Annotated in this window: 17 protein-coding genes and 2 pseudogenes; 4 read left to right on the top strand and 15 right to left on the bottom strand. The window is 69.0% G+C overall.

Going from position 1 to position 21,211, the window contains the following annotated elements; genetic code table 11:
* Window positions 1–8 precede the first annotated feature (8 nt).
* From ACN28I_RS02035 to ACN28I_RS02020, 4 genes and pseudogenes are all read right to left on the bottom strand, one after another.
* The gene (locus ACN28I_RS02035; protein WP_420940480.1) at window positions 9–815 is read right to left on the bottom strand and encodes a GNAT family N-acetyltransferase; all 807 of its coding nucleotides are present in this window, start codon (window positions 813–815) and stop codon (window positions 9–11) included.
* Window positions 815–1,693, bottom strand: a complete 879-nt coding sequence (locus ACN28I_RS02030) for a M14 family metallopeptidase (RefSeq protein WP_420940479.1) — start codon at window positions 1,691–1,693, stop codon at window positions 815–817. Before ACN28I_RS02030 ends, ACN28I_RS02035 begins: the two co-directional genes overlap by 1 nt.
* A gap of 121 nt (window positions 1,694–1,814) precedes the next feature.
* Window positions 1,815–1,931: pseudogene (locus tag ACN28I_RS02025) on the bottom strand (M14 family zinc carboxypeptidase); the annotation flags it as partial.
* Window positions 1,932–2,866: 935 nt separating this feature from the next.
* A complete protein-coding gene (locus ACN28I_RS02020) occupies window positions 2,867–4,732 on the bottom strand; it encodes an SUMF1/EgtB/PvdO family nonheme iron enzyme (protein ID WP_420940478.1) in 1,866 nt (621 codons plus the stop codon).
* Window positions 4,733–4,969: 237 nt separating this feature from the next.
* On the opposite strand from ACN28I_RS02020, the gene ACN28I_RS02015 reads away from it, so the two are divergent.
* Together ACN28I_RS02015 and ACN28I_RS02010 are read left to right on the top strand one after the other, a co-directional pair.
* A complete protein-coding gene (locus tag ACN28I_RS02015; RefSeq protein ID WP_420940477.1) occupies window positions 4,970–7,066 on the top strand; it encodes a hypothetical protein in 2,097 nt (698 codons plus the stop codon).
* A 48-nt stretch (window positions 7,067–7,114) separates the two neighbouring features.
* Entirely contained in the window at window positions 7,115–8,368 is a 1,254-nt protein-coding gene (locus ACN28I_RS02010) for a TCR/Tet family MFS transporter (RefSeq protein ID WP_420940476.1), read from the top strand.
* An 81-nt stretch (window positions 8,369–8,449) separates the two neighbouring features.
* On the opposite strand, the gene ACN28I_RS02005 is transcribed toward ACN28I_RS02010, so the two are convergent.
* Together ACN28I_RS02005 and ACN28I_RS02000 are read right to left on the bottom strand one after the other, a co-directional pair.
* Window positions 8,450–8,974, bottom strand: a complete 525-nt coding sequence (locus ACN28I_RS02005) for a hypothetical protein (RefSeq protein ID WP_420940475.1) — start codon at window positions 8,972–8,974, stop codon at window positions 8,450–8,452.
* 212 nt (window positions 8,975–9,186) lie between these two features.
* Complete coding sequence (locus ACN28I_RS02000; RefSeq protein WP_420940474.1) at window positions 9,187–9,963, bottom strand: SDR family NAD(P)-dependent oxidoreductase; 777 nt, start codon at window positions 9,961–9,963, stop codon at window positions 9,187–9,189.
* A gap of 98 nt (window positions 9,964–10,061) precedes the next feature.
* On the opposite strand from ACN28I_RS02000, the gene ACN28I_RS01995 reads away from it, so the two are divergent.
* On the top strand, window positions 10,062–10,805 hold the full coding sequence (locus tag ACN28I_RS01995) for a 2OG-Fe dioxygenase family protein (protein ID WP_420948553.1): 744 nt from the start codon (window positions 10,062–10,064) through the stop codon (window positions 10,803–10,805).
* Window positions 10,806–10,889: 84 nt separating this feature from the next.
* On the opposite strand, the gene ACN28I_RS01990 is transcribed toward ACN28I_RS01995, so the two are convergent.
* The 9 genes and pseudogenes from ACN28I_RS01990 to coaBC form a co-directional block, all read right to left on the bottom strand.
* On the bottom strand, window positions 10,890–11,723 hold the full coding sequence (locus tag ACN28I_RS01990; RefSeq protein WP_420940473.1) for a 3-keto-5-aminohexanoate cleavage protein: 834 nt from the start codon (window positions 11,721–11,723) through the stop codon (window positions 10,890–10,892).
* Window positions 11,720–12,106: a hotdog fold domain-containing protein gene (locus ACN28I_RS01985; RefSeq protein WP_420948552.1), complete on the bottom strand. Its 387-nt coding sequence runs from the start codon at window positions 12,104–12,106 to the stop codon at window positions 11,720–11,722. Before ACN28I_RS01985 ends, ACN28I_RS01990 begins: the two co-directional genes overlap by 4 nt.
* Before the next feature lie 5 nt (window positions 12,107–12,111).
* Window positions 12,112–12,900, bottom strand: coding sequence for an OAM dimerization domain-containing protein (locus ACN28I_RS01980; protein ID WP_420940472.1), 789 nt, complete (start codon window positions 12,898–12,900; stop codon window positions 12,112–12,114).
* 5 nt (window positions 12,901–12,905) lie between these two features.
* Window positions 12,906–13,397: a hypothetical protein gene (locus ACN28I_RS01975; protein WP_420940471.1), complete on the bottom strand. Its 492-nt coding sequence runs from the start codon at window positions 13,395–13,397 to the stop codon at window positions 12,906–12,908.
* Complete coding sequence (locus ACN28I_RS01970; RefSeq protein ID WP_420940470.1) at window positions 13,394–14,944, bottom strand: lysine 5,6-aminomutase subunit alpha; 1,551 nt, start codon at window positions 14,942–14,944, stop codon at window positions 13,394–13,396. Before ACN28I_RS01970 ends, ACN28I_RS01975 begins: the two co-directional genes overlap by 4 nt.
* Before the next feature lie 12 nt (window positions 14,945–14,956).
* Window positions 14,957–15,989, bottom strand: a pseudogene (locus ACN28I_RS01965) (L-erythro-3,5-diaminohexanoate dehydrogenase).
* A 166-nt stretch (window positions 15,990–16,155) separates the two neighbouring features.
* Window positions 16,156–17,163 carry an alpha/beta hydrolase gene (locus tag ACN28I_RS01960; RefSeq protein ID WP_420940469.1) on the bottom strand — a complete coding sequence of 336 codons (1,008 nt, stop codon included), beginning with the start codon at window positions 17,161–17,163 and terminating at the stop codon, window positions 16,156–16,158.
* A 27-nt stretch (window positions 17,164–17,190) separates the two neighbouring features.
* Window positions 17,191–18,075: a uracil-DNA glycosylase gene (locus tag ACN28I_RS01955; protein WP_420948551.1), complete on the bottom strand. Its 885-nt coding sequence runs from the start codon at window positions 18,073–18,075 to the stop codon at window positions 17,191–17,193.
* A gap of 132 nt (window positions 18,076–18,207) precedes the next feature.
* Entirely contained in the window at window positions 18,208–19,461 is a 1,254-nt protein-coding gene (gene coaBC / locus ACN28I_RS01950) for a bifunctional phosphopantothenoylcysteine decarboxylase/phosphopantothenate--cysteine ligase CoaBC (protein WP_420940468.1), read from the bottom strand.
* A gap of 168 nt (window positions 19,462–19,629) precedes the next feature.
* On the opposite strand from coaBC, the gene ACN28I_RS01945 reads away from it, so the two are divergent.
* Window positions 19,630–20,052 carry a GFA family protein gene (locus ACN28I_RS01945; RefSeq protein WP_420940467.1) on the top strand — a complete coding sequence of 141 codons (423 nt, stop codon included), beginning with the start codon at window positions 19,630–19,632 and terminating at the stop codon, window positions 20,050–20,052.
* Window positions 20,053–21,211: the final 1,159 nt, after the last annotated feature.

Below are 21,211 nucleotides of genomic sequence, written 5' to 3'. Positions count from 1 at the left end.
CGGGCGTCTCACCCCGAGACAGGCGGCACGGCGCCTTCCGGGTGCGAGCCCTCGACCATGAAGAGCATGCGCGTCACGAACCGGAACCCCACCCGCTCGTAGATGCGGCCGGCCTCCTCGGTGATGGTGCTCAGGAAGAGCACGTCCACGCCCCGCGCGAAGGCCTCCTGCACCACCCGCGACGTCAGCGCGGTGCCGAGTCCCCGCTTGCGGAAGCGCTCGAACGTCGCCACTCCGGCGAGCTCGGCGATGCCCTCGGACGGCGGGGTGAACATGCCCACCACGGCCGGCTGTCCCTCCACCTGCCCCATCACCGCCCTGCCCTCCCGGAGCTCCTCCAGCGTCTTGGAGATGTCCTCCTCGGAGGCCTCGTAGGGCTCCTCCGGGGAGAAGGCCCGCCGCGAGGTGTCGCAGTACGTGCGCACCTCCTCGCGCGAGGACCCGGACGTGAGGACCGACAACGAGAGCCCCTCGGGCACCGCGACGGGCGTGAAGCTCTCGCGCGTGCACACCATCAGCCGGGCTTCGGCCTCCTGACGGAAACCGGCGGCGAGCAGCGTGTCCGCCAGCGCTGGTGCCAATTCGGAGACGTACTCGAAGCGGGGCACCCGCCCCCTCTTCTGGAACTCCGCCCGGAGCCGCCGCAGGGGCTCGCTCACGTCCCCCGTGATGGGCCCGTCCGGGATGGCGTAGTTGAAGTAGATGAGCGTGTCGAACGGATGGATGAACACCGTGAAGGGCGGAACCGGAATGGACTCGTAGCGTCCCGCGGCACTGCGGCGCATGTACGACTGCAGGCGTTCGATCGGATTCATCAGGGGGCCTCGGTGAGGGCGAGCACGACGCGGCTCGTTCCCACGTCGACGGGATGGGACACCGTCTTACCCGATGCGCTCGTGGCCTTCACCGTGTAACGCCCCGCCGCCGGGAGATACGTGTGGAACACTCCCGACTCCGGGTGGGCCGTGAAGCGCTCCCCGTTCGGCCACGAGATCTCCTCCACCCCCACCGTGACCGGCCCCTCTGCCCGGAAGGACTCCGGCACCCGCACCGTGAGCGCCGGTCCATCCAGGAAGCGATCCAACAACACCTGCCAGAAGCCTCGCGCGCCCTCCACCATCGGCGCGAGCGGCCGTCTCGGTCCCGGTGACACGAACGGCAGCTCGACCAGGTACGCCAGCGTCCCGAAGCTCCAGTAGAACCAGTCCTGATCCGTCCCCGCCACCGGATAGAGGTGGCGCACGGCCTCGTAGCGCTTGCCTGCCTGCACCGGCGCGACCGCGTCGATCATCGCGGGCGCCACCGCCCACGCCGCCGACGGCTTGGGCTCGCGAGCCCCCTCCACCGTGTACGGCACGAGCAGCCGCGTCGCCGCCGCGTGGTACGACACCATCGCGACGAAGCGCCACGCCTCGCCCAGCTTCATCATCGCCTGCACCTCGGGCTCCGAGCCCGCCGCCGGCCCCCGGAAGAACGGTGAGCGCGGATCCGCGCTGTTGAACCGGTCCTCGACGCTCCCCCACTGGAAGGGATAGTTGCGGTTGAGATCGACGCCGTACTCGTACAGCCCCAGCTCCACCGCCTGCTCGTCCTTGCGCCGGTTCGTCCGCCCCCGCTCGGTGGAGACGTGCCAGTACCCGTGGCTCCCGTCCGGATTCACGAGTGGGACGATGACGACATGGAACGTGCGCAACCAGCGTGCGACCCGCTTGTCGTCCGCGTTCTCCAGCAGCCAGCGCGCCGCATCCAGCGGGAAGCTCGGGAGTCACCACCTCGTTGGCGTGGGTGCCACCGCACAGCAGCATCGCCGGGCGGGAGTGGTCATCCAGCTCCTCGCCGATCAGCAGCGCGAGGATGGGCCGATCCTCGTGCGTGCGGCCAATCTCGATGACACGTGTGAGTTCCGGAGCGCGAGCGGCCAGGGCCCGCATCGCGCGCTCGATGAGCTCGGGATCCTTGATGCCCTCGACGAAGGCCTCGCGCGCGGGGGCCTTGCGAGCCCGCCCCAGGCGCTCCTCGAAGGTGGAGTCCAGGAAGCGGTACGGCACCCCGGGATGCAGGTCGCGCACGCTGACCGGGCTCGCGCGCAGCAGGTGCACGCCGAGCTCGCTGGCGATGTACACGTCCGCGTCCGCCTCGCGCGCGGCGCGGCGAAGGTGACGGCGCAGCTCCGGAGCGAACTTCAGGCCCCGCTCGACGCGCACGAGCCACTCGAGCGTGAGGCCATCGCGTGCCGAGGCCTCCTGCGGCGGAGCATCCGGCACGAAGAGGGACACCCGCACGTCCGCGGGCTGGGTCTTGTGCGCGTACACGCCGAGCGCCCCCCCGGCGAACGCCGCATCGGACCAGACGAGGCTCGCCAGCTCCGCCTTGGTGCGTGCGTCGTACACGTGGACGGCGAAGGCGGGCCCGGCGAGGAAGAGCACGAGCTCGAGCTCCGCCACCTTCGCCAGTCCGGGCACCTTCGCGCGCACGCCGCTGTCATCGGAGCGCGTCCCGTCATACCGCACGAAGCCCACCGTCCCCCGGCGCGCATCCAGGTAGAGGCCATAACCGGTGAGCGCGAACAGGGGCTCGGTCGCGCGCACCTTCGCGTGGAAGAGGATCGCCAGATCGGCTCGGGCCGGATTCTGGATCCTCGCGCGCACGAAGGGCGCCGGAGCCGCGGCCGCTTCCTCCTGGAGGAAGAAGTTGCGGAGCGCTTTCGGCGTGGTGAGGGCGAGCGCATCCCCCTCGGCCTTCCACTCCCCGAGGGTGTGCGCCGGCTTCCACGCGACCGGGTGCTCACCCCGAGGGATGGGGTAGCCCTCACCTCGCGCGAGGCCCGCGGCGAGCAGGACGGCGAGGGCGAGTGCCCCCCCGAGCCTCACGGTCTGGACTCCGCGACCGTCGAGGGCGCCGCCGAGGGCATGCCGATGTAGCTCAGGAAGTCGAGATAGCGCTCGCGCCTGGGCGCTCCCTCCGCGCCATCAGCCGGCTTCTTCGCGAACGCCCCCACCTGCTGGCGGTCCTCCATGAAGCTCCAGACGTTCGCGTACCCCGGAAGGGCCAGGTGCGCCTGCGCATGCAGCCCTCCGTGGATGATGTAGTGCCAGTAGGACTCGGACTTGTGGAACTTGTGGGTGATCAGCGTCCGGAGGATCACGCTGCGCTCATCGAACGGAAGCTGGCGCACGTTCTCCCGGTACTGGGGAGGCAACTGCTTCCACTGCTCCTCGGCGTTGGACGGGTAGTAGACGCGGATGGGCACTCCCACGGCCCGGGCGGCGCGGGCGATGGACGGCAGCGCCTTGTCCGTGAGCATGTTGCCCTTGAGGGTGATGATGCGCCCCTGCTCGAACATCAGCCGCACGTAGCGGTAGTTCTCGTCCGTCTGGAGCCAGCCGAAGCCCCCCGCCCAGCGCGCGGGCAGAAGCTGGCGAGCGTAGTTGGACCAGAGTTGCCGCCGCGCGCGCTCGAACACCCCTCGGATGGCGGCGCGCTCCTCCTTCGGCAGCGACGCCCACTCCTCCTCGATGGCGGCACGCGTCGCCGCCACGCGCTTGTCGGTGAAGGCCGCGACGAAGTCCACGCGCGTCGGCGCCCGCTTCACCACGGCCCGCAGCACGTGGTGGAGCCGCACCACCGTCGGGTCATAGTCGAAGAGCCACGCCCACTGGCTCCGGGCATGCGCGATGTACGAGTAGCCCTGATCCGCCCCGAGCCCGACGTAGCCGCCCCCGACGTTCTTGATGGCATCCCCGAAGAGGTATTGGAGCGCCTCGTTCGACTTGATGTAGCTCATCGGGTCACGGCAATCGACGCGCGCCCTGCCCGGGCGGCCACACAGGGGAATCTGGAAGACGTCCGTGTCCTCGACGACCGCGAGCGCCTTGGCCCGCTCCTCCTCGCTCGGAGGCGTGGGATCCGCCGGCCGGACCGGGGGGTGGGTGAGGAACCGGGGCGGCCAGGCGGAGAGCTGGGCCGAGGACGACGCGCAACGGAAGCTCAACCGGTGGAGCCCGCTCGTGGGACGCTCGCCCCGCCGCCAGGAGCCGCGCAGCATCTCCTCGGGCCAGTACCAGGAGCCGCCCTTGAGCACACGCTGCGTGTAACCCTTGCACGGAGCCGCGCCGTCGCACGGCCCGCGGGGGTTGGCGCGCAGGCAGGCCTCGCCACACGCCTTGTCACAGTCCTTGTAACAGGGCGTCCACCAGTCCTTCACCCACTCGTACCCGTTGCCCGCCATGTCATAGAGGCCATGGGCGCCCGCCGGAAAGCTCCCGGGCGGCCGCGTGGTGTTGCCCGGGCAGCCCTTGTAGTTCGCCTTGTCGCACGAGGGCGCCTCCTCTCCCCACGGGTAGGTCTTCCCCTCGGGCCCCCGGGCGGCCTTCTCCCACTCGGCCTCCGTCGGCAGCCGCTTGCCCGCGAAGACGCAGTACTGGTGCGCCATCTCCCAGGTGATGGGGACGGCCGGCAGCTCGGGCTTCTGGAAACGCGCGTAGTACGCCGGGCGCAGCAGCTTGGGGCAGGCCCCCGCGCGCTCGCAGCGGCTGTAGTCGCCGGCCGTGACCTCCTTCGCATCGAGGTAGAACGTCTCGACGAAGACCGGATGCCGGGGCTTCTCGGCCGCGGTGCGATCGTCCGCACCCACGATCGCGTCTCCGCCCTCGATGCACACCATGCCGGGCGGCGGCGTCTTCTCGCACGGCACCGCCGTCACGAGCCACAACAGGACCAGTTCGAATGCCATCGCGCGCGATGCTACCCGCTGCCCTCCCTCCTCCGCGAGATCTCATCCCCCGAAGTGGGGCCCCTCCCCACCTGAGAAGACATACATGGCTCGCTGTATGGTTTGGCGGAAGGGCACTCGCTCCCCCGCCTGCTGCTTGTCAGCGATTGCATGAGGTGGATGATTGCGCCTCAAAACATGTCAAAAACCAAACACTCTCAGTCCTCCCTCCTCTCCTGTCTCGCGGGAGTCACGCTGTTGCTCACGGGGTGCCTCGCGGGCCCGGAGGAATTCGAACAGACGGAGCTCTCGTCCACCGGTGAGCTCGCCCAGGGGCTCGCCTCGCCCATCACCCTGCCCCTCGAGGTCCTCGGTGCCGAGGGAACCACGAAGACGGTGACGGTCGACGTGACGGCCACGGACGCGAAGCAGCCGCTGCGGCTCTCGATGCAGGTGCACAACCTGAGCTACGCGACCAAGGGCAGCGTCCGCTTCAACTCCGGTGCGTGGCTGCCCCTGAACAACACCACGGTGACGGTGGAGGGGCTCGGGAAGAACTACGGAGGCATTGGCGGGGGCTTCGCCACCCTGAAGCTGCTGCTGAACGTGCCCACCGGGGCGCTCGTGGCCGGCTCGAACCAGCTCTCCTTCCGGTTCAACACCTCGGACGGGCGCTCCATCGGCTACCGGGTGCTGAAGTTCAACCTCCTCCGGGCCGATGGCAGCCGCGTCGTGCCGGACTCCCTCTTCGTGCAGGACAATCCCGCCAACTGGAAGGCGCCGCTCGGCGATGCCACCTCCATCGCCGAGGGCGAGAAGCTCTGGCGCACGAAGCCGTTGTGGCGCTCCTACAAGAACACCACGGCCATCCGGGCCCGGTGCGCGGACTGCCACACCCAGGATGGAAGGGATCTGAAGTATTTCAATTACTCGAACGCCTCCATCATCGAGCGCTCGAAGTTCCATGGCATGACGGACCTGGAGGCGCAGCGGGTCGCCTCGTACATCCGGAGCCTGCCCGTGACCAACCCGGGGCGGCCGTGGAATCCGCCCTACCAGCCCGGGCCGGGGCTCGATTCCAAGCCCGTCGATCAATGGGCGGCGGGTGCCGGAGTGGACGCGGTGCTGGAGCAGAACCGCGGTATGCTGCAGTACATCTTCCCGGCGGGAATCACGAAGGAGGCCATCTCCACGGCGAAGAACCTCAGCGCCCGCGAGGTGCCCATCTTCTTCCAGCTTCCCGACTGGAATCACTGGCTGCCGAGCATCCACCCCAAGGACGCCTGGGGCGATGCCTTCGTCAACAACAGACTCAGCGAGGCCTACAATGGAGAGGGCACCTCGACGCCCTTCGCCACCATGCGCGAGCTGGCCGCGAAGGTGAAGGCGGGCGGCTACACCAACTACCGCAGCGTGCTCTACCACTCCATCAACCAGTGGAACCTGCGCCTCTACGAGTTCCTCTCGCCGAGGTACAACAGCACCACCACGGATCCCGAGTACTCGCGCAAGGTCTACTCCACGGCGCTCTGGCACGTGGTGAAGACGTTCGAGCTCATGCAGGAGTTCGGCCTCGAGGACAAGGCGCGCCTGCTCTACCCGTCCTCACGGGACACCCGGGCGTGGATGGGCAACAGCACCTTCGACACCTCGCCCCACCTGCTCAAGCTTCCGAAGAACAACACGGGCATCAATGACAACAGCCCGTTCATGTTCACGTATTTCTCGATGAGCTGGTACCACCTGTCGCTGGTCCTCTTCAATGGCAACCACGCGGATGGAGCGGACCGCAGCTCCCAGCGGCCCATCGACTGGGGCTATGTGCACGGCTTCATCAAGGAGATGAGCCGGACGCCCGCCGGCACCACGCCCGTGCAGGGACTGCTCACGCTCTACCTGGCCAAGGGGATGCACACCGCGGACAACACGCTCAAGCCCAATGCGCCGTACGGGGCGGGCTGGACCCCGAGGAGCGCGGCGGACCTGAGCCGCTTCGTCGTGCCGGATCTCACCCCGGGCTGGTCCGACATCACCGCCGCGGAGCGCAAGGCCATCCTGGAGGTCTTCCTGTCCAACTGGTGGGACAAGACGCGCCAGTACAGCGTCGACGACTGGAGGAACGGGGGCGGAGCCACCACGACCGAGGTCATCAAGGGCTCCTATGACGGCACCCTGGGCAACCGCATCTACTTCATGCTGCCGCAGTTCAAGTACTACGGGGTGAATCCCACGTTGATCAACACGATCGCCGATTGGGCCAAGACGGTCTGGCCCCAGGGCAACTGGGCCGCTGTCAAGAACGCCACCTGCGTGTCCAAGGGCACGTACATGCGGTGCTCCACCGAGACGTACTGACGGGGGGGATCACCCTTCGTCCGGGAAAGTGCTAGGACGTCGGCCTTCATGAGCGAACCGAACGTCCTAGCGGGCCCGCGCCGCGCCACGCTGGCCTTCATCTTCGTCACCGTCCTGCTCGACATCCTGGCCATGGGGATGATCATCCCCGTGTTGCCGAAGATCGTCGTCTCCATGATGGACGGGGATACCGCGCGCGCCGCGGCGGTCTTCGGTCTGTTCTCCACGGCCTGGGCGTTGATGCAGTTCGTCTTCTCGCCGGTGCTCGGCGCGCTCTCGGATCGCTACGGCCGGCGGCCGGTCATCCTCCTGTCCAACTTCGGGCTGGGGCTCGACTACATCCTCATGGCGCTGGCGCCGACGCTGGGCTGGCTCTTCGTGGGCCGCGTCATCTCCGGCATCACCTCGGCGAGCATCAGCACGGCCAGCGCCTACATCGCGGACGTGACGCCGCCGGAGAAGCGCGCCGCCAGCTTCGGGCTGCTCGGCGCCGCCTTCGGCGTGGGCTTCGTGCTGGGGCCCGCGCTCGGGGGCGTGCTGGGAGACGTGGATCCCCGCCTGCCCTTCTGGGTGTCGGCGGGCCTGAGTCTGGCCAATGCGATGTATGGCCTGTTCGTCCTGCCGGAGTCCCTGCCTCCCGGGCAGCGCAAGGCCTTCCAGTGGCGGCGTGCCAACCCGGTGGGCGCGTTGAGACTGCTGCGCTCGAACGTCGAGGTGTCCCGGCTGGCGAGCGTCCACTTCCTCTATCAGCTCGCCCACATCGCCCTGCCCAGCGTGTTCGTGCTGTACGGGAGCTACCGCTTCGGTTGGACCGAGCGCACCGTCGGGCTCACCATGGCGGGCGTGGGGCTCAGCTCGCTGATCGTCCAGGGCGGTCTGGTGCGGCCCACCGTGAAGAGGCTCGGTGAGCGGCGCGCCCTGATGCTGGGGCTGTTCTTCGGCGCGGTGGGGTTCATCATCTACGGCCTGGCCCCGACAGGACTCGTGTTCTGGATCGGCGTGCCGGTGATGGCGCTGTGGGGGCTCACCGGCCCCGCGGCCCAGGGGTTGATGTCCAGCCGCATCAGCCCCTCGGAGCAGGGCCAGTTCCAGGGCGCGCTCTCGAGCATCATGGGCATCGCGGGGATGATCGGCCCCGCCATCTTCACCCAGACGTTCGCGTACTTCATCGGCCCGCAGCTCGGCTGGAACCTGCCCGGCGCGCCCTTCCTGCTCGCCGCGCTGCTCCTGGTGTTCGCGATCGGCCTGGCCGGGTGGGCCACGAGCCCGCGCCCGGAGGCGGCTCCCGCGCCCAGCCCCTGAGGCGGATGACTCCGCTCAGGCGGCCGGGGCGGAGGACTTCAACTGGAGGCGCTCCAGCGAGGAGCGTGGAGCGGACGCCTGTCAGGTGAGGAAGGCCGTGTTGAAGAACCGGAAGATGTACAGCGCATCATGGGTGTAGTTCCCGATCGACGGACCCCAGCCGTACAGCACGTTGTTCACACACACCGGGTTGTTGATCGTCGCCGTCACCCCCCACGTATTCGAGATGAGCCACACGGTCCCGGTCGGGGACACCACGAGGTCCATCGAGTCAGGGGAGTTGATGGTGAACGGCTGGTTGCTGCTCTTGCGGTCCGAGAAGAGCTGCGTGGTCGCATAGGACCAGGGAGAGACCTGTGAATCCAGGTTGCCCTGGGCGTTCACCTTCAGCATCCCCTGGCCGGGCCCGAGCTGCGAGGACGTCGCGTAGCCCACCGCGCCACTTCCCTGCATCGACACGTACGAGAAGCCCACCGCCGCACCGGACTGCTGCGCATGCTGGAAATAGGGCGCCAGGAACGCCTGGCAATTCGCCTTCGCGGCACCCGCGAACAGAGACACCACCAGGCAGCACGCTCCCACCAGACCCGAACGAAGAACCGACATTGTCCAAACCCCTTTCAAAAGGTGGCGGCAAGGAGCCAGAACAGACAATCAAAATCAAACTGTTTCGGTATGAACACAAAATTCCCCACCAGCACCAGCCCAACACACTGGTGACGAATGATAAGGGGAAACCCTCACACCGGCCTGATAGCGGATTTCCACGATAGGGATTACGAGCGGAGGAAGCACACCACGCTTCGGCTCCAGGGGGCTCAGGTCTCGTGCAGGACGCGGCCTTCCATGCCGCCCGCCACGGTGATGACCTCGCCCGTCACGTGGCCGGAGATGCGGTCGGACGCCAGCGTCACCACCACCCGCGCCACGTCCTCGGGACGGCCCACCTTGCGCAGCGGCATGGTCCGCGTCACCCGGTTGATGAACGCCGGGTTCTCCAGCTTGTCCTTGTGGCGCTCCACCGCCGTCCACCCGGGGCACACCGTGTTCACCCGGCCCATCGGCGCGATGCGGGTGATCTCGTTCTTCAAGCTCTTGAGGAAGCCGCTCGCCAGCGCGCCCTTGGCCGCCGCGTAGTCCGAGTGCCCCGCCTCACCGAACAGCCCCGCCGTCGAGGCGATGATGATGATGTTCCCCGTGCCCGTCTTCTCCACATGGCGCAGGAAGGCGCGGCAGCTCAGGAAGACGCTGTCCAGGTTCTCCGCCAGCGTCCGGCGCCAGCGCTCCAGCGACATCTGCCACACGCCCTCGTCCGGCGGCGGCCACACGCCCGCGTTCGCCACCAGCACGTCCAGCCGGCCCAGCTCCTTCACCGCCGCGGGCACCATCGCGTCCACGTCGGCCTCGGACGTCAGGTCCGCCCTCACCGCCGTGCCGCCCAGCTCCTTCGCCAGCGCCTGGGCCTTGTCCGCGCTCTGGTGGTAGTGCACCGCCACCTTCGCTCCCTCCTCCGCGAAGGCCCGCACCACCGCGCTCCCAATCCCGCCCGCCCCGCCCGTGACGAGGATTCCCTTGCCTCGAAGATCCGTATCCATGGGGCTGCCCTCTAGCAGAGGGGGTGGGGGTTGCGTCCAGGCGGGGTAGATCAAGGCACTTTCCAAGCAGGCGCCGCCCGGCCATGGTTCGCGCGTCCATGAGCTTCTCGCCGCCTGTCACCCCGTCTTCCGAGATCACCACCGTCCTGCGCGAGCGCGGCTATGCCGTCCTCAGCCGCTCGGGCCTGTGCGAGTTGGTGGGCACCCCCGCCGCCGCGCTCGAGGCCCTGCGCCCCACCTGGGACGGTCTGCTCCCCGACGCCTACCTGCGCGACGGCGGCCGCTATCGCTCCCGCCGGCACTCGTGTTTCGTCGTCGAGGGCGCCGACGTCCGCCCGGTGCCGCACCGCGCGCACTGGCAGCCCGTCGAGTACAACGCGCTGCACGGTGGCCTGGAGCGCTGGTTCGAGCCGATCACTCCCGCGGTGGTCGAGCAGCCCGTCTGGTCACAGTTGCTGCGCGGACTCGCCGCGTGCTGCTCCGCCCTCAAGGGGGCCCAGCCGTGGTTCGTCGAGGCCCATCAGTTCCGCATCGACACCACGGACGGCATCGGCCGGCCCACTCCCGAGGGCGCGCATCGCGATGGCGTGGACTTCGTCGCCGTGCTGCTCGTCGGCCGCGAGGGCATCAAGGGTGGAGAGACCCGCGTGTTCGACGCCGCGGGACCGCATGGCCTCCGCTTCACCCTCACCGAGCCCTGGTCCGCTCTGCTGCTCGATGACGAACGGGTGATTCACGAGAGCACCCCGATCCAACCCCTGGGCGACCAGGGGCACCGGGACACCTTGGTGCTGACCTTCCGCTCCAAGGGGTTCCAGGGGCCCACGGCTTCAGGGGGGTGAACGGATTCAACCCGAGGGCTCTCTACCCTCACCCCGTCCCTCTCCCAGAGGGAGAGGGGATATGGGCGAGGTCTGGTACTTGGGTTACGCGGCGTCGAGACGCAGGAGCTTGCGGGCTTCCTGCGGCGTCGCCAGCGTCCGGCCCTTCGCCTTCGCCCGCTTCGCCGCCTCGGCCACCAGCTCCCAGTTGCCCTTCGCCAGCACGCCCTTGGACACGTAGATGTTGTCCTCGAGCCCCACTCGCGCGTTACCGCCCCGCTCCGCCGCCAGCTCCACGAACGGCAACTGGTGCCGCCCCACCCCCGCCACCGTCCACGTGCTCCCCTCCGGCAAGGACTTGATCATGAAGTCCAGGGCGTCCTCGCGCGCCGTCAGCGCCCCAGGCACTCCCAGCACGAAATCGAAGTGGCCCGGCAACTCCGCCACCCCCTCCTTCGCCAGCGCCCTCGCCTCGTCCACCATCCCCACGTCGAAGCACTCGAACTCCGGCCGCAGGCCCAGGGCCTTGATCCGCCTCGCGATGTCCCGCACCAGCGGCCTCGGGTTCCAGAACACCTCGTCCCCGAAGTTCACCGTCCCCGTCGTCAGCGTCGCCATGTCCGGCCGGTCCTCGCCCGTCAGGCGCAGCCCGCCGCACCGCTCGTCCACGTTCATCCCCACCGCTCCGCCCGTGGACACCTGGATGAGGATGTCCGTCCGCTTGCGGATGGCCCGGATCGCCGCGCGGAACAGCTCCGTGTCCTGCGACGGCTTGCCGTCCGGCGTGCGCACGTGCAGGTGCACCATCGCCGCTCCCGCATCCCGGCACTTCGCCGCGTCCTCGGCGATCTCCTCCGCCGAGATGGGCAGGTACGGCGTCTGCTCGCGCGTCGTCTCCGCCCCCACCATCGCCGCGGTAATGACCATGGGGTTGCTCATCGCTGGCCTCGCTGTTTGTCCTTCGGCACCACGCACGTCCCGCTCGCCCGGCACACCACCACCGGCTCCGCCAACACGTCCGCCGCCGAGTCGTTCACGTCCGGCCTCGGGCGGATCACCTTGCGCGCCTCGAAGCGCATCTTCCGCGACGTGTTGCCCGTCTGGATGATCTCCCCCTCCGCCTCGATGAAGTCCCCGGCGTACACCGGCGCGAGGAACTCCACCGAGTCGTAGGCGCGGAACAGGCCCTCGTCCCCGTCCAGGCGGATGCACAGCTCGGTGGCCACGTCGCCGAACAGCCCCAGCATCCGCGCCCCGTCCACCAGGTTCCCACCGTAGTGGGCGTCGTGGCTGCTCATGCGCAGCCGGATGATCGCCTTCACGTTGCTCACTTGGGCTCCCCCTCCCAGTGCACGTTCTTGTCCTCCTTGCCTTCCTTCTGGAGGACCTGGTGCACGATGTAGTTGGCCACGTCCGAGGGCTTCGTCCCGGGGCCGAAGCCCACGTCGAAGCCCAGCTCCAGCGCCAGCTTCAAGTCCACGCGCGGCCCGCCCAGCAGCAGCAGCGTCTTGCCGTGGATGCCCGCGGCCTTCGCGGCCTCGATGAACTGGCGCGAGTTGTCCTTGTGCACGTCCCGCTGCGTCACCACCTGCGACACGAGGATGGCGTCCGCGTTGCGCGCCATGGCCCGTTTGATGAGTTCCTCGTTGGGCACCTGGCTGCCCAGGTTGAAGGCCTCGAACCAGGGGTAGCGCTCCAGGCCGTAATCGCCCGCGTACCCCTTCATGTTGAGGATGGCGTCGATTCCCACCGTGTGCGTGTCCGTGCCCGTGCACGCACCGAACACGACGATCCGCCGGCCCACCTTCTCCTTGATGAGCGCGTTGAGATCATCGAACCCCATCTTCTTCACCACCACTTCTGGGACGTCGATCTCCGCGTAGTCCAGCGAGTGCTGCGTGCGCGCGTACACGATGAAGAAGGTGTACGTGTCGGCGGCGCGCTCGGCGGCGGCCACCTTCACGTCGGAGAACCCCATCTTCCTCGCGAACACCGCCGCGGCTTCCTTCGCCTTCTCCGACAACGGCACCGGCAGCGTGAACGAGAGCTGCACCACGCCGTCATCACGGCGGTCACCATAGGGGCGGATGATCTGCTTCGTCGGCTTCGTCGCCATGGCCGTTACTTCCCCTTCCTGGCCGAGGACTTCGCGTACGCGACGCTGCCGGCCACCTTCTCCGCGAGCGTCTCGAAGCGGTCCTTCTTCTTCGCATCCATGTGGAAGACGAGCGACCAGGTGGTCTTCCCGTCACAGCCCACGTACGTCACCGTCTGCACCGACTCCGCGCCGTCCGGCGTGGTGTCCGAGTCCACGCGGCGCGCCGCCGGAGCCTTGCCCAGCTTGAGCTGCTTCCAGCCCTGCTCGCTCCCCATGGCGGTGAGGATCTTCTCCAGGCACTTCCGCGGATTCATCCCCGCCGTCTGCACCGAGCCCACGTCCAGCAGCAGGTACGCGTCCCCCGTGGGATCATCGAAGCGCTGGGTACCGTCCGCCTCGGACTGCTGCCACTCGGAGGGCACCTTCAGCGCGAGCGTCTTCACCTCGTACTTCGTCAGCTCCGCCGCCGGCTCCCCGGCCGCGAGCACCATCACCAGCAATGAGCCGAGCATCATGGCGCCTCCAGCAGATCCTGGAACGGGTTGAAGTAGTCCGGCGCCTTCTCCAGCACGCCATCCAGCCCCTTGCCGCCCGTCTCCGCGCGCTTCACGTCGCCGAAGTGGCCCCGGCCGATGGCCGCCACCATGCCGTCCTTCTGGCACTCCTCCAGCAGCTTGAGCGCGTTGCCGAACACCTCACGCGCGCGGTTGGCGATCTTCCCGTCCTCGCGCACGGTGAACTCCTCGTCGATGCCCGCCGCCGCGCGGTGGATGTAGCTGGCCGCCTTGAGCGCCACGTACCGGTCCGCCAGCAGCGGCGTGTGCATGGCCTCCGTCATCATCCCAAGGAGCTGGATGCCCTGCCGCGTCCAGATGGCCACCAGGTCCGCCATCACGTCGTACGCGTGGCTGAAGAAGATGTCCGTCTCCTTGTGCTTGGTGGGCGGCATGTACTTCAGCGGCGCGTTGGGGAAGCACCGGCGCACCAGCATCGCCTGCGACAGCTCCAGCAGCAGCGTGTCCGCCCGGTACGGGTCGATCTCGTACGAGTGCCCCAGCCCGAGCTGCCAGTCCTTCAGGCCCGCGCGCTTGGCGAAGCTCTCGTTGATGAACTGGCTGGCGATGACGGTGTGCGCCGCGTCGTACGCGTCCGCCGTGGTGATGTAGTTGTCCTCGCCGGTGTTGATGATGATGCCGGCCTGGGCGCAGATGCGGCGGCTGAAGTACTGGTCGATGAAGGTGCGCCGCATGTTGATGTCGCGGAACAGGATTCCGTACATCGCGTCGTTGAGCAGCATGTCCAGCCGCTCGTAGGCCGCGGCGAAGGCGATCTCCGCCATGCACAGGCCCGACGAGTAGTTGGTGAGCTGGATGTAGCGCCCGAGCTTGCGGCCCTCGTCGTCCAGGGCCTCGCGCATGATGCGGAAGTTCTCCTGGGTGGCGTACGTGCCGCCGTAGCCCTCGGTGGTGGCGCCGTGGGGCACGTAGTCCAGCAGCGACTGCGCCGTGGAGCGGATGACGGCGATGATGTCCGCGCCCGCCTGCGCCGCCGCACGGGCCTGATCCACGTCGTCGTAGATGTTGCCCGTGGCGACGATCACGTACTTGTGCGGCGCCGCCCCACTGCCCAGCTCCTTGCGCAACGCGTCACGCTGGGCGATGCGGGACTTGAAGTCGTCCATGGCGGACCGGGCCTCGGCGCGCACCTCGTCGCGGAGGTTCTGCTCCATCTCCGGGGAGAGGGGCCCCAGCTTCTCCGCTGGCAGCGCGGTCAGCCGCTCCACGGCCTCCATGGGGCTGCGCGCGCCCATCTGCAGGGCCCGGCCGTACCAGTACGCCGCGCCCTTGTTGAGGACTCCGGCCGCCTTCAGCCGGTCGACCATCAAGTTGGCGAGCGGCACGCCTCCGGCTCCCGCGTCGGAGATGCCGAAGAAACGCAGCACGGTGCGCTCGACAGAGACAGTGGTGTTGCGGCGGATGAGCTCGAAAATGGGCTCGGTGATGTCTTCCGCCAGCTTTCGCGCACGAGCGATCTGCGCGTCATCGATGAACGGACCTGGCATGGTGGCACCTTACTATACGTAACGCGTTTCGAAGAGGCGGCGCAGGGCCGGCTCGGCGCGCAGCAGCTCCAGGGTGAAGTCCGCATGCCCGGGCACGTAGCCGCTGCCCACCACCATGGTCACGTCCTTGCCCACACCCTCGGCGCCCAGCGCCGCCGCGGTGAAGCTCGTGGCCATGGAGAACAGGATGACCGTGCCGCCGTCCTTCGCGCTGAGGATGGAGGCCATCTCCGTATTCCCCACCGAGGCGCAGTTGATCACCAGGTCACACATCGCGCCCTCGGTGGCCCGGGACACCGCTTCCATGGTGTCCACGGCCTGGGTGGCATCCACCTTGAGGCCCACGTCGCACAGCCCGATGCCCTTCAGGGTGTCGAGCGCCTGCTCGGAGATATCGAGAGCCAGCAGCCGGCCCTGGCCCTTCAGGCTGCGCCGCGCCTGCGCGAGGCACAGCGCGCCGCTCTTGCCCGAGCCCAGCACCGCCACCGTCATGCCCGGACGCAGCCACCGGGACACCAGGGCCGGCGCGCCCGCCACGTCCAACGCCGCCAGCGCCAGCATGTCCGGCATGTCCGTGGGCAGCTTCGCGTAGAGGCCCGAGGCGAAGAGGATGGCATGGCCGCGGATGTCCACCCGGTCGATGGACGGGTGCACGGCCTTCACCTCGTCGATGACGAGCGGCGTCAGGCTGAGGCTCACCAGCGTGGCGATGCGGTCGCCCGGCTGGAAGCTCGCCGCGCGCCGGGTGCTTCGGGCCGATCTCCTTCACCCGCCCGATGAGCATGCCGCCCGAGCCCGTCACCGGGTTCTGCATCTTGCCGCGCTCGCGGACGATCTCCTGCACCCGGGCGGCGATGCGCGCCGGCTCCGTGCCCACCTCGTCCTTGATCTGCTTGAAGGAGGCCGCGTCGATGTTGAGGCTCTCCACGTCGATGAGGAGCTCGGCCTCCCGGCAGGGCAGCGAGGGTTCGAGCTTGCGCGCCCGTTGGGGCAACACGCCCTTCTCCCCCACGACGCGGGACAATCCGTAACGGTCGATGCTCATGGCGTCTCCAGAGACCGCGGGTGGGTACGACTCCCACCCGCTCGAATACACGCCTAGCGTGTACCCGGGGGAACGTTGGAGCGCCAGAGGCAACGTGACACGGCCGCGACAACGCCCCGCGTCATCGCGCCCCTGTTTCCAGGGAGTGAGAAAGCGCGTCCCGGGACTACTCGCTCGCGAGCCGCGGGCCGATGACCGACAGCGAGCGCTCGAAGCGGTAGTTGACGCCGGTGTGCCCGTCCTCGAACTCCTCGTGGAGGGGCTCCACCCCGCCATTCTTGAGGTCCTCGGCCATCATCCGGGCGCCCCAGCGCAGGTTGAACTCGTCGCGCGAGCCGCAGTCGATGAAGACGGTCTTCAGCTTGCGGAACGCGTCCAGGAACTTGGGCACGAAGCGCACGGGGTCATGCACCAGCCAGCGGTTCCACACGTCCAGCCGCATCCGGCCCGTCTGCGCGTCGAAGGGCAGCTCCAGGTTGAGCGGCTCGCCCTTCTTCGGCGAGTACGCCGCCGCCATGGCCACCACGTTGATGACGCTGAAGTCCTCGCCGCGCGCCTTGGTCTCGCGGGCGCGCCGGGTGAAGTCCTGGTACCACGCCTCCAGTCCGCCCGCCTTGAGCAGCGCCGAGGCCGCCTTGGGGAGATCCGGCAGGTAGCAGTACTCGAAGTAGGAGTCCGGCGACTGCGCGCTCAGGTGCGAGAAGATCTCCGGGTGGTAGCGGCCCATCACCAGCGCGCCGTACCCGCCCGAGCTGTGCCCCACCACCGCGCGAGCCGCCGCCTTGGGCAGCGTGCGGTACGTGCGGTCCACGCACCCCACCACGTCCTTGGCCAGGAAGTCCCGGTAGCGGCCGATGGCGTCGCTGTTCACCCACTGGCTGCCGCCCAGCGACGTCCACCCGTCCGGGAACACGCCGATGACCGGAGGAATCGCCCCCGACGCCACCAGCGCGTCCAGCCGCTCGGGCACGCTCACCGAGAACGCGGAGAAGTTCGTCCACGACTTGCCGCTGTTGGAGAACGCGTTGAGGAAGTACACCGCCGGGTAGCGCCGGGTGCCTTCCGCGTAGCCAGGGGGCAGGTACACCAAGAGCTGACGCCGCGCCGGATCTCCCAGCGGGTTGGACTCCAGCGCCGGCGAGTGCATCTCCTGTGTCTCGAGGACTCCCTTCATCGCGTTCCCCCTCCAGGGACCTCCCGGTCAGCCTCGCTGCCCGGGTTGCTTGCCGAAGAACTTCATCACCTGTTGCAGGTCCTCCCACGCCTTCTTCTTCTCCGCCGGTTGGCGCAGCAGATAGGCCGGGTGGAAGGTGGGCATCAGCTTGATGCCCTCGTACTCACGCCAGTTGCCCCGCATCTTCGTGATGGCCGTGGTGTCTCGCAGCAGCGTCTGCGCCGCGAACTTGCCCAGCGCCACGATTACCTTGGGCTGCACCGCCCGAAGCTGCGCACGCAGGAACGGCTCGCACGCCTCCACCTCGTCCGGCTCCGGGTTGCGGTTGCCCGGCGGACGGCACTTCACCACGTTGCAGATGTAGACGTCGTCGCGGCGGTAACCCATCGCCTCGATCATCTTCGTCAGGAGCTGGCCCGCGGCGCCCACGAAGGGCACTCCCTGCGCGTCCTCTTCCGCCCCAGGGCCCTCGCCCACGAAGACCAGCTCCGCGCGCGGGTTGCCCGAGCCAAAGACGATGTTCTTGCGCCCGCTGCACAGCTTGCAGCGTTGGCAGTCGCCCAGCTCCCGGCGGATTTCATCCAGTGTCGGCCGCTCGCCCTCCACCACCCCGGGCAGCGGGCCCGCGGCCGGGCGCGCTTGGACCGGGGCTTCGACGGGCTTCGCCACGGGGGTCTCGCGGCGCGCGGCGGGTGCCGGTTGGGCGGCGGGAGGCGCGGCCACGGCGGGTGCGGCCTTGTTGGCCGTCTGGGCACGCAGACGCGCCATGCCCGCTGCGCGCAACTCGGCGGCCAGGCGTGCGTCTACCTGGAGGAACCGGCCACCGTCCTCCTCCTGCCAGAGGAGGTGGCGGCGCAGATCCTCCAGCACTTCGCTCAACTCCTGCGAGGTCTCGGGGGCTTCGCTCACGATGCCTCTGGGTTTATGGGTCCGGGGGCCCCGGTTCAACCGCCTACCGGGTAGGGCGCCCGTACGCTTACCCCAGGGTCGAGTACGGCGCCATGGTGGAAATCCGTTGGGGGCTGATTGGGGTCCCTAATACCCTCACCCCGACCCTCTCCCAGAGGGTGAGGGAGGAGTGGCTGGGGGGAGGAGGCCCTGGATGAGGTCCAGGATGGACCGGGCTACCTCCCGCTTCGTCCCGGAGAAGTCCCGCTGCTGCCCGTCCCGCGTCAGCACCGTCACCCGGTTCGTGTCCACCCCGAAGCCCGCTCCCGGCGCCGTCACGTCGTTCGCCACGATCGCGTCCAGCCCCTTGCGCTCCAGCTTCTCCCGCGCGTACTCCACCACCCGCTGCGTCTCCGCCGCGAACCCCACCAGCACCGGCCGCTTCTCCCCTCCCGACACCCGGCGCGACGCCTCGGCCAGCACGTCCGGCGTGCGCACCAGCGTCAGCGTCTCCGGGCCCTCCGACTTCTTCACCTTCTGCGCCGCCCGCGTCTCCGGCTTCCAGTCGCTCACCGCCGCCGAGGCGATGAAGCAGTCCACCCCCTCCACCCGCGCCAGCACCTCGCGCGCCATGTCCTCCGCGGTCACCACGTCCACCACCTCGTAGCCGCTCCGCTCCACCGCCCCCACCGGGCCCAGCACCACCGTCACCTTCGCCCCCATCGCCCGCGCCGCCTCCGCCAGCGCCAGCCCCATCTTCCCCGTCGACGGGTTGGAGATGAATCGCACCGGATCCAGGTACTCGCGCGTGGGCCCCGCCGTGATGAGCACGTGCCGGCCCGCCAGCGGCCCCGGGGCGAAGAGGCGCGCCGCCGCCGCCACGATGTCCCCCACCTCCGCCAGCCGCCCCGCCCCCACGTCTCCGCACGCGAGCAGCCCCGCCCCTGGCCCAACGAACTGGAAGCGCGGCTCCGCGCGTAGCGCCGCCACGTTCTCCTGCGTCCGCTCGTTGTCCCACATCGCCACGTTCATCGCCGGCGCCAGCAGCACCGGCCCCCGGAACGCCAGCAGCGACGTCGTCACCGCGTCATTCCCCATCCCCGCCCGGATGCGCGCCAACAGGTCCGCCGTGACGGGCGCCACCACGTACAGCTCCGCCCAGCGCGCCAGGTCCAGGTGCCCGAAGTTTCCCTCCTGCGCGGGATCGAAGTAGTCCGTCAGCACCGGGTGCCCGCTGAGCGCCTGGAACGTGAGCGGCGTGACGAACTGCTTCGCCGCCTCCGTCATCGCCACCCGCACCTGCGCCCCGGCGCGCCCCAGCTCGCGCACCAGCTCGCACGCCTTGTACGCCGCGATGCCGCCGCCGACTCCGACGATTACGCGTCGCCCCTGCAGAGCCAAAGCCACCATACCGGGTTCATTACGCGGGAGGAGCCGGGCTCGCAACCACAGTGGACGGACAGGCGGGAAGACCCTCACCCCCGCCCTCTCCCTGAGGGAGAGGGGGTTCCGCCTTGCCCTCCCCCAGCGCTCGGGCCTACGACACCGGTCCTCTGACCCGTTCCCGGGAGGTTATCGGTGCCTGTTCCCTTCACCGGAGGCTGCGCCTGTGGGGCCATTCGTTATGAGTGCTCCGCCGCCCCCATCGCCGTCCTCAACTGCCACTGCCGTAACTGCCAGCGCGCCAGTGGCACCGGACACTCCACCGTGGCCGTCGTCCCCGCGGACTCGCTGCGTCTGCTGCACGGCACGCCCAGGTCGCATGCGTCCACTGCGGACAGCGGCAACGAGACGCGGCGGGAGTTTTGCGCCGGGTGTGGCTCCCCCCTGTTCGCGCGCGGCGGCATCCCCTCCTTCGTCGCCATCACGGCCGGCAGCCTCGATGACCCCAGTGGGTGCGTGCCGACGATCGACATCTGGACCCAGAGTGCCCAGCCCTGGGACACGATGAACCCCTCGCTGCCGAAGTTCCCGAAGAACATCCCGGCCCCCTCCCGTTGAGACGCGGGCCACCAACTCGGGTAGCCTCCCCGCCGATGAAGCAATGCGGCGGCAACCAGTGGTGGAGCGATGGCGCGAAGCTCGTCATCCGGCGGCAGCGCAGGTCCGTGGACATCCTCAAGGGCCTCTGCGCCCTGGCCGGGTCCGCCGGGCTCGCCTGGTTCATGAGGTCCGATCTGGGCCTCCAGGGCGCGTTCTACGTGCTGGTGGGTGTCTGCTACGGCCTCTCCTCCGCCCTCGGCACGTGGGAGGTCACCCTCCACCGGGTGTCCGGCCGGGGCTCCTGGCGCTGGGGTCTCGGGGTGCCCCTCTACTCGTGGAGCAAGGGGGTGACGGACACCGACCGCGTGCAGCTAGTCACCTCCAAGGGCACGACCTCCAACTGGCGAACCAACGCCTACTCCGTTCATCTCACCGGCGAGGACCTCGCGGGCAGTGACGACTACGACGAGGCGCTGGAGTTGGCCGAGGCCGTGGCCCACCACATGCGCCTGGGATTGCAGGTCGACGACGGGCGCGTGCTGGCGGGGCCCACGGAGCCACCCACGGAGTCCCTGTCCCCCCCTCCTCCCGGCTGCCGCGTCCAGGTGCGTGCGGTGGGCGAGCAACGCGTGGTGGAGCTCCCCGCTCCCGGTTGGGTGGGCTCGTACCGTCTCCAGGCCGGCGTCTGCTCCGTGTTGATGCTCGTGCCAGTGGGGCTCGCCGGCTACCTCCACTCGCGCCACCTGTCGTGGCAGACCATTGCCATGCTGTCGCCGCTCCTGCTGCTCCCTGGCGTGTTCAGTGGCTACTTCCTGCGCGGGATATGGGCGGGCGTCCACACCTCCTGGAGCATCACCGTGTCGCGGTGGGGGTTGGACATGGCGAGCGCCGGACCCCGCCAGCAACCGCCGACACGGTTGGCCGCGCAACTCATCCGGGACATCGACGTGCGCGAGCAGGAGGGAGGCACCCTGCGCGTGAGCGACTCCACCTGCCCCATGCTCGTCATCGAGCGGCAGGATGGGAAGACGATCGCCTTCGGAGAGGGACTGCCTCGCGAGGAGCTTCGAGTGGGCCGCCGCCCGCGTCCGCCAGGAGCTCGCCGCGCTCACCGGGGACAGGCGCCAGCAGGGGTTGAAGGCGGGCTGACCCTCACCCCCGCCCTCTCCCAGAGGGA

The sequence above is a fragment of the Archangium gephyra genome, assembly GCF_049060025.1.
In the GTDB taxonomy this organism is placed as follows: Bacteria; Myxococcota; Myxococcia; order Myxococcales; family Myxococcaceae; genus Archangium; species Archangium gephyra_A.
Note: the sequence above shows the minus strand (reverse complement) of the source record. Positions and strands in the feature narration are given on the sequence as shown.

What these genes read in the sequence shown, in the direction of transcription:
- ACN28I_RS02035 (WP_420940480.1), bottom strand. Translation starts at nt 815, where the DNA reads ATGAATCCGATCGAACGCCTGCAGTCGTACATGCGCCGCAGTGCCGCG.
- ACN28I_RS02020 (WP_420940478.1), bottom strand. Translation starts at nt 4,732, where the DNA reads ATGGCATTCGAACTGGTCCTGTTGTGGCTCGTGACGGCGGTGCCGTGC.
- ACN28I_RS02010 (WP_420940476.1), top strand. Translation starts at nt 7,115, where the DNA reads ATGAGCGAACCGAACGTCCTAGCGGGCCCGCGCCGCGCCACGCTGGCC.
- ACN28I_RS02005 (WP_420940475.1), bottom strand. Translation starts at nt 8,974, where the DNA reads ATGTCGGTTCTTCGTTCGGGTCTGGTGGGAGCGTGCTGCCTGGTGGTG.
- ACN28I_RS02000 (WP_420940474.1), bottom strand. Translation starts at nt 9,963, where the DNA reads ATGGATACGGATCTTCGAGGCAAGGGAATCCTCGTCACGGGCGGGGCG.
- ACN28I_RS01995 (WP_420948553.1), top strand. Translation starts at nt 10,062, where the DNA reads ATGAGCTTCTCGCCGCCTGTCACCCCGTCTTCCGAGATCACCACCGTC.
- ACN28I_RS01990 (WP_420940473.1), bottom strand. Translation starts at nt 11,723, where the DNA reads ATGAGCAACCCCATGGTCATTACCGCGGCGATGGTGGGGGCGGAGACG.
- ACN28I_RS01980 (WP_420940472.1), bottom strand. Translation starts at nt 12,900, where the DNA reads ATGGCGACGAAGCCGACGAAGCAGATCATCCGCCCCTATGGTGACCGC.
- ACN28I_RS01975 (WP_420940471.1), bottom strand. Translation starts at nt 13,397, where the DNA reads ATGATGCTCGGCTCATTGCTGGTGATGGTGCTCGCGGCCGGGGAGCCG.
- ACN28I_RS01970 (WP_420940470.1), bottom strand. Translation starts at nt 14,944, where the DNA reads ATGCCAGGTCCGTTCATCGATGACGCGCAGATCGCTCGTGCGCGAAAG.
- ACN28I_RS01960 (WP_420940469.1), bottom strand. Translation starts at nt 17,163, where the DNA reads ATGAAGGGAGTCCTCGAGACACAGGAGATGCACTCGCCGGCGCTGGAG.
- coaBC (WP_420940468.1), bottom strand. Translation starts at nt 19,461, where the DNA reads ATGGTGGCTTTGGCTCTGCAGGGGCGACGCGTAATCGTCGGAGTCGGC.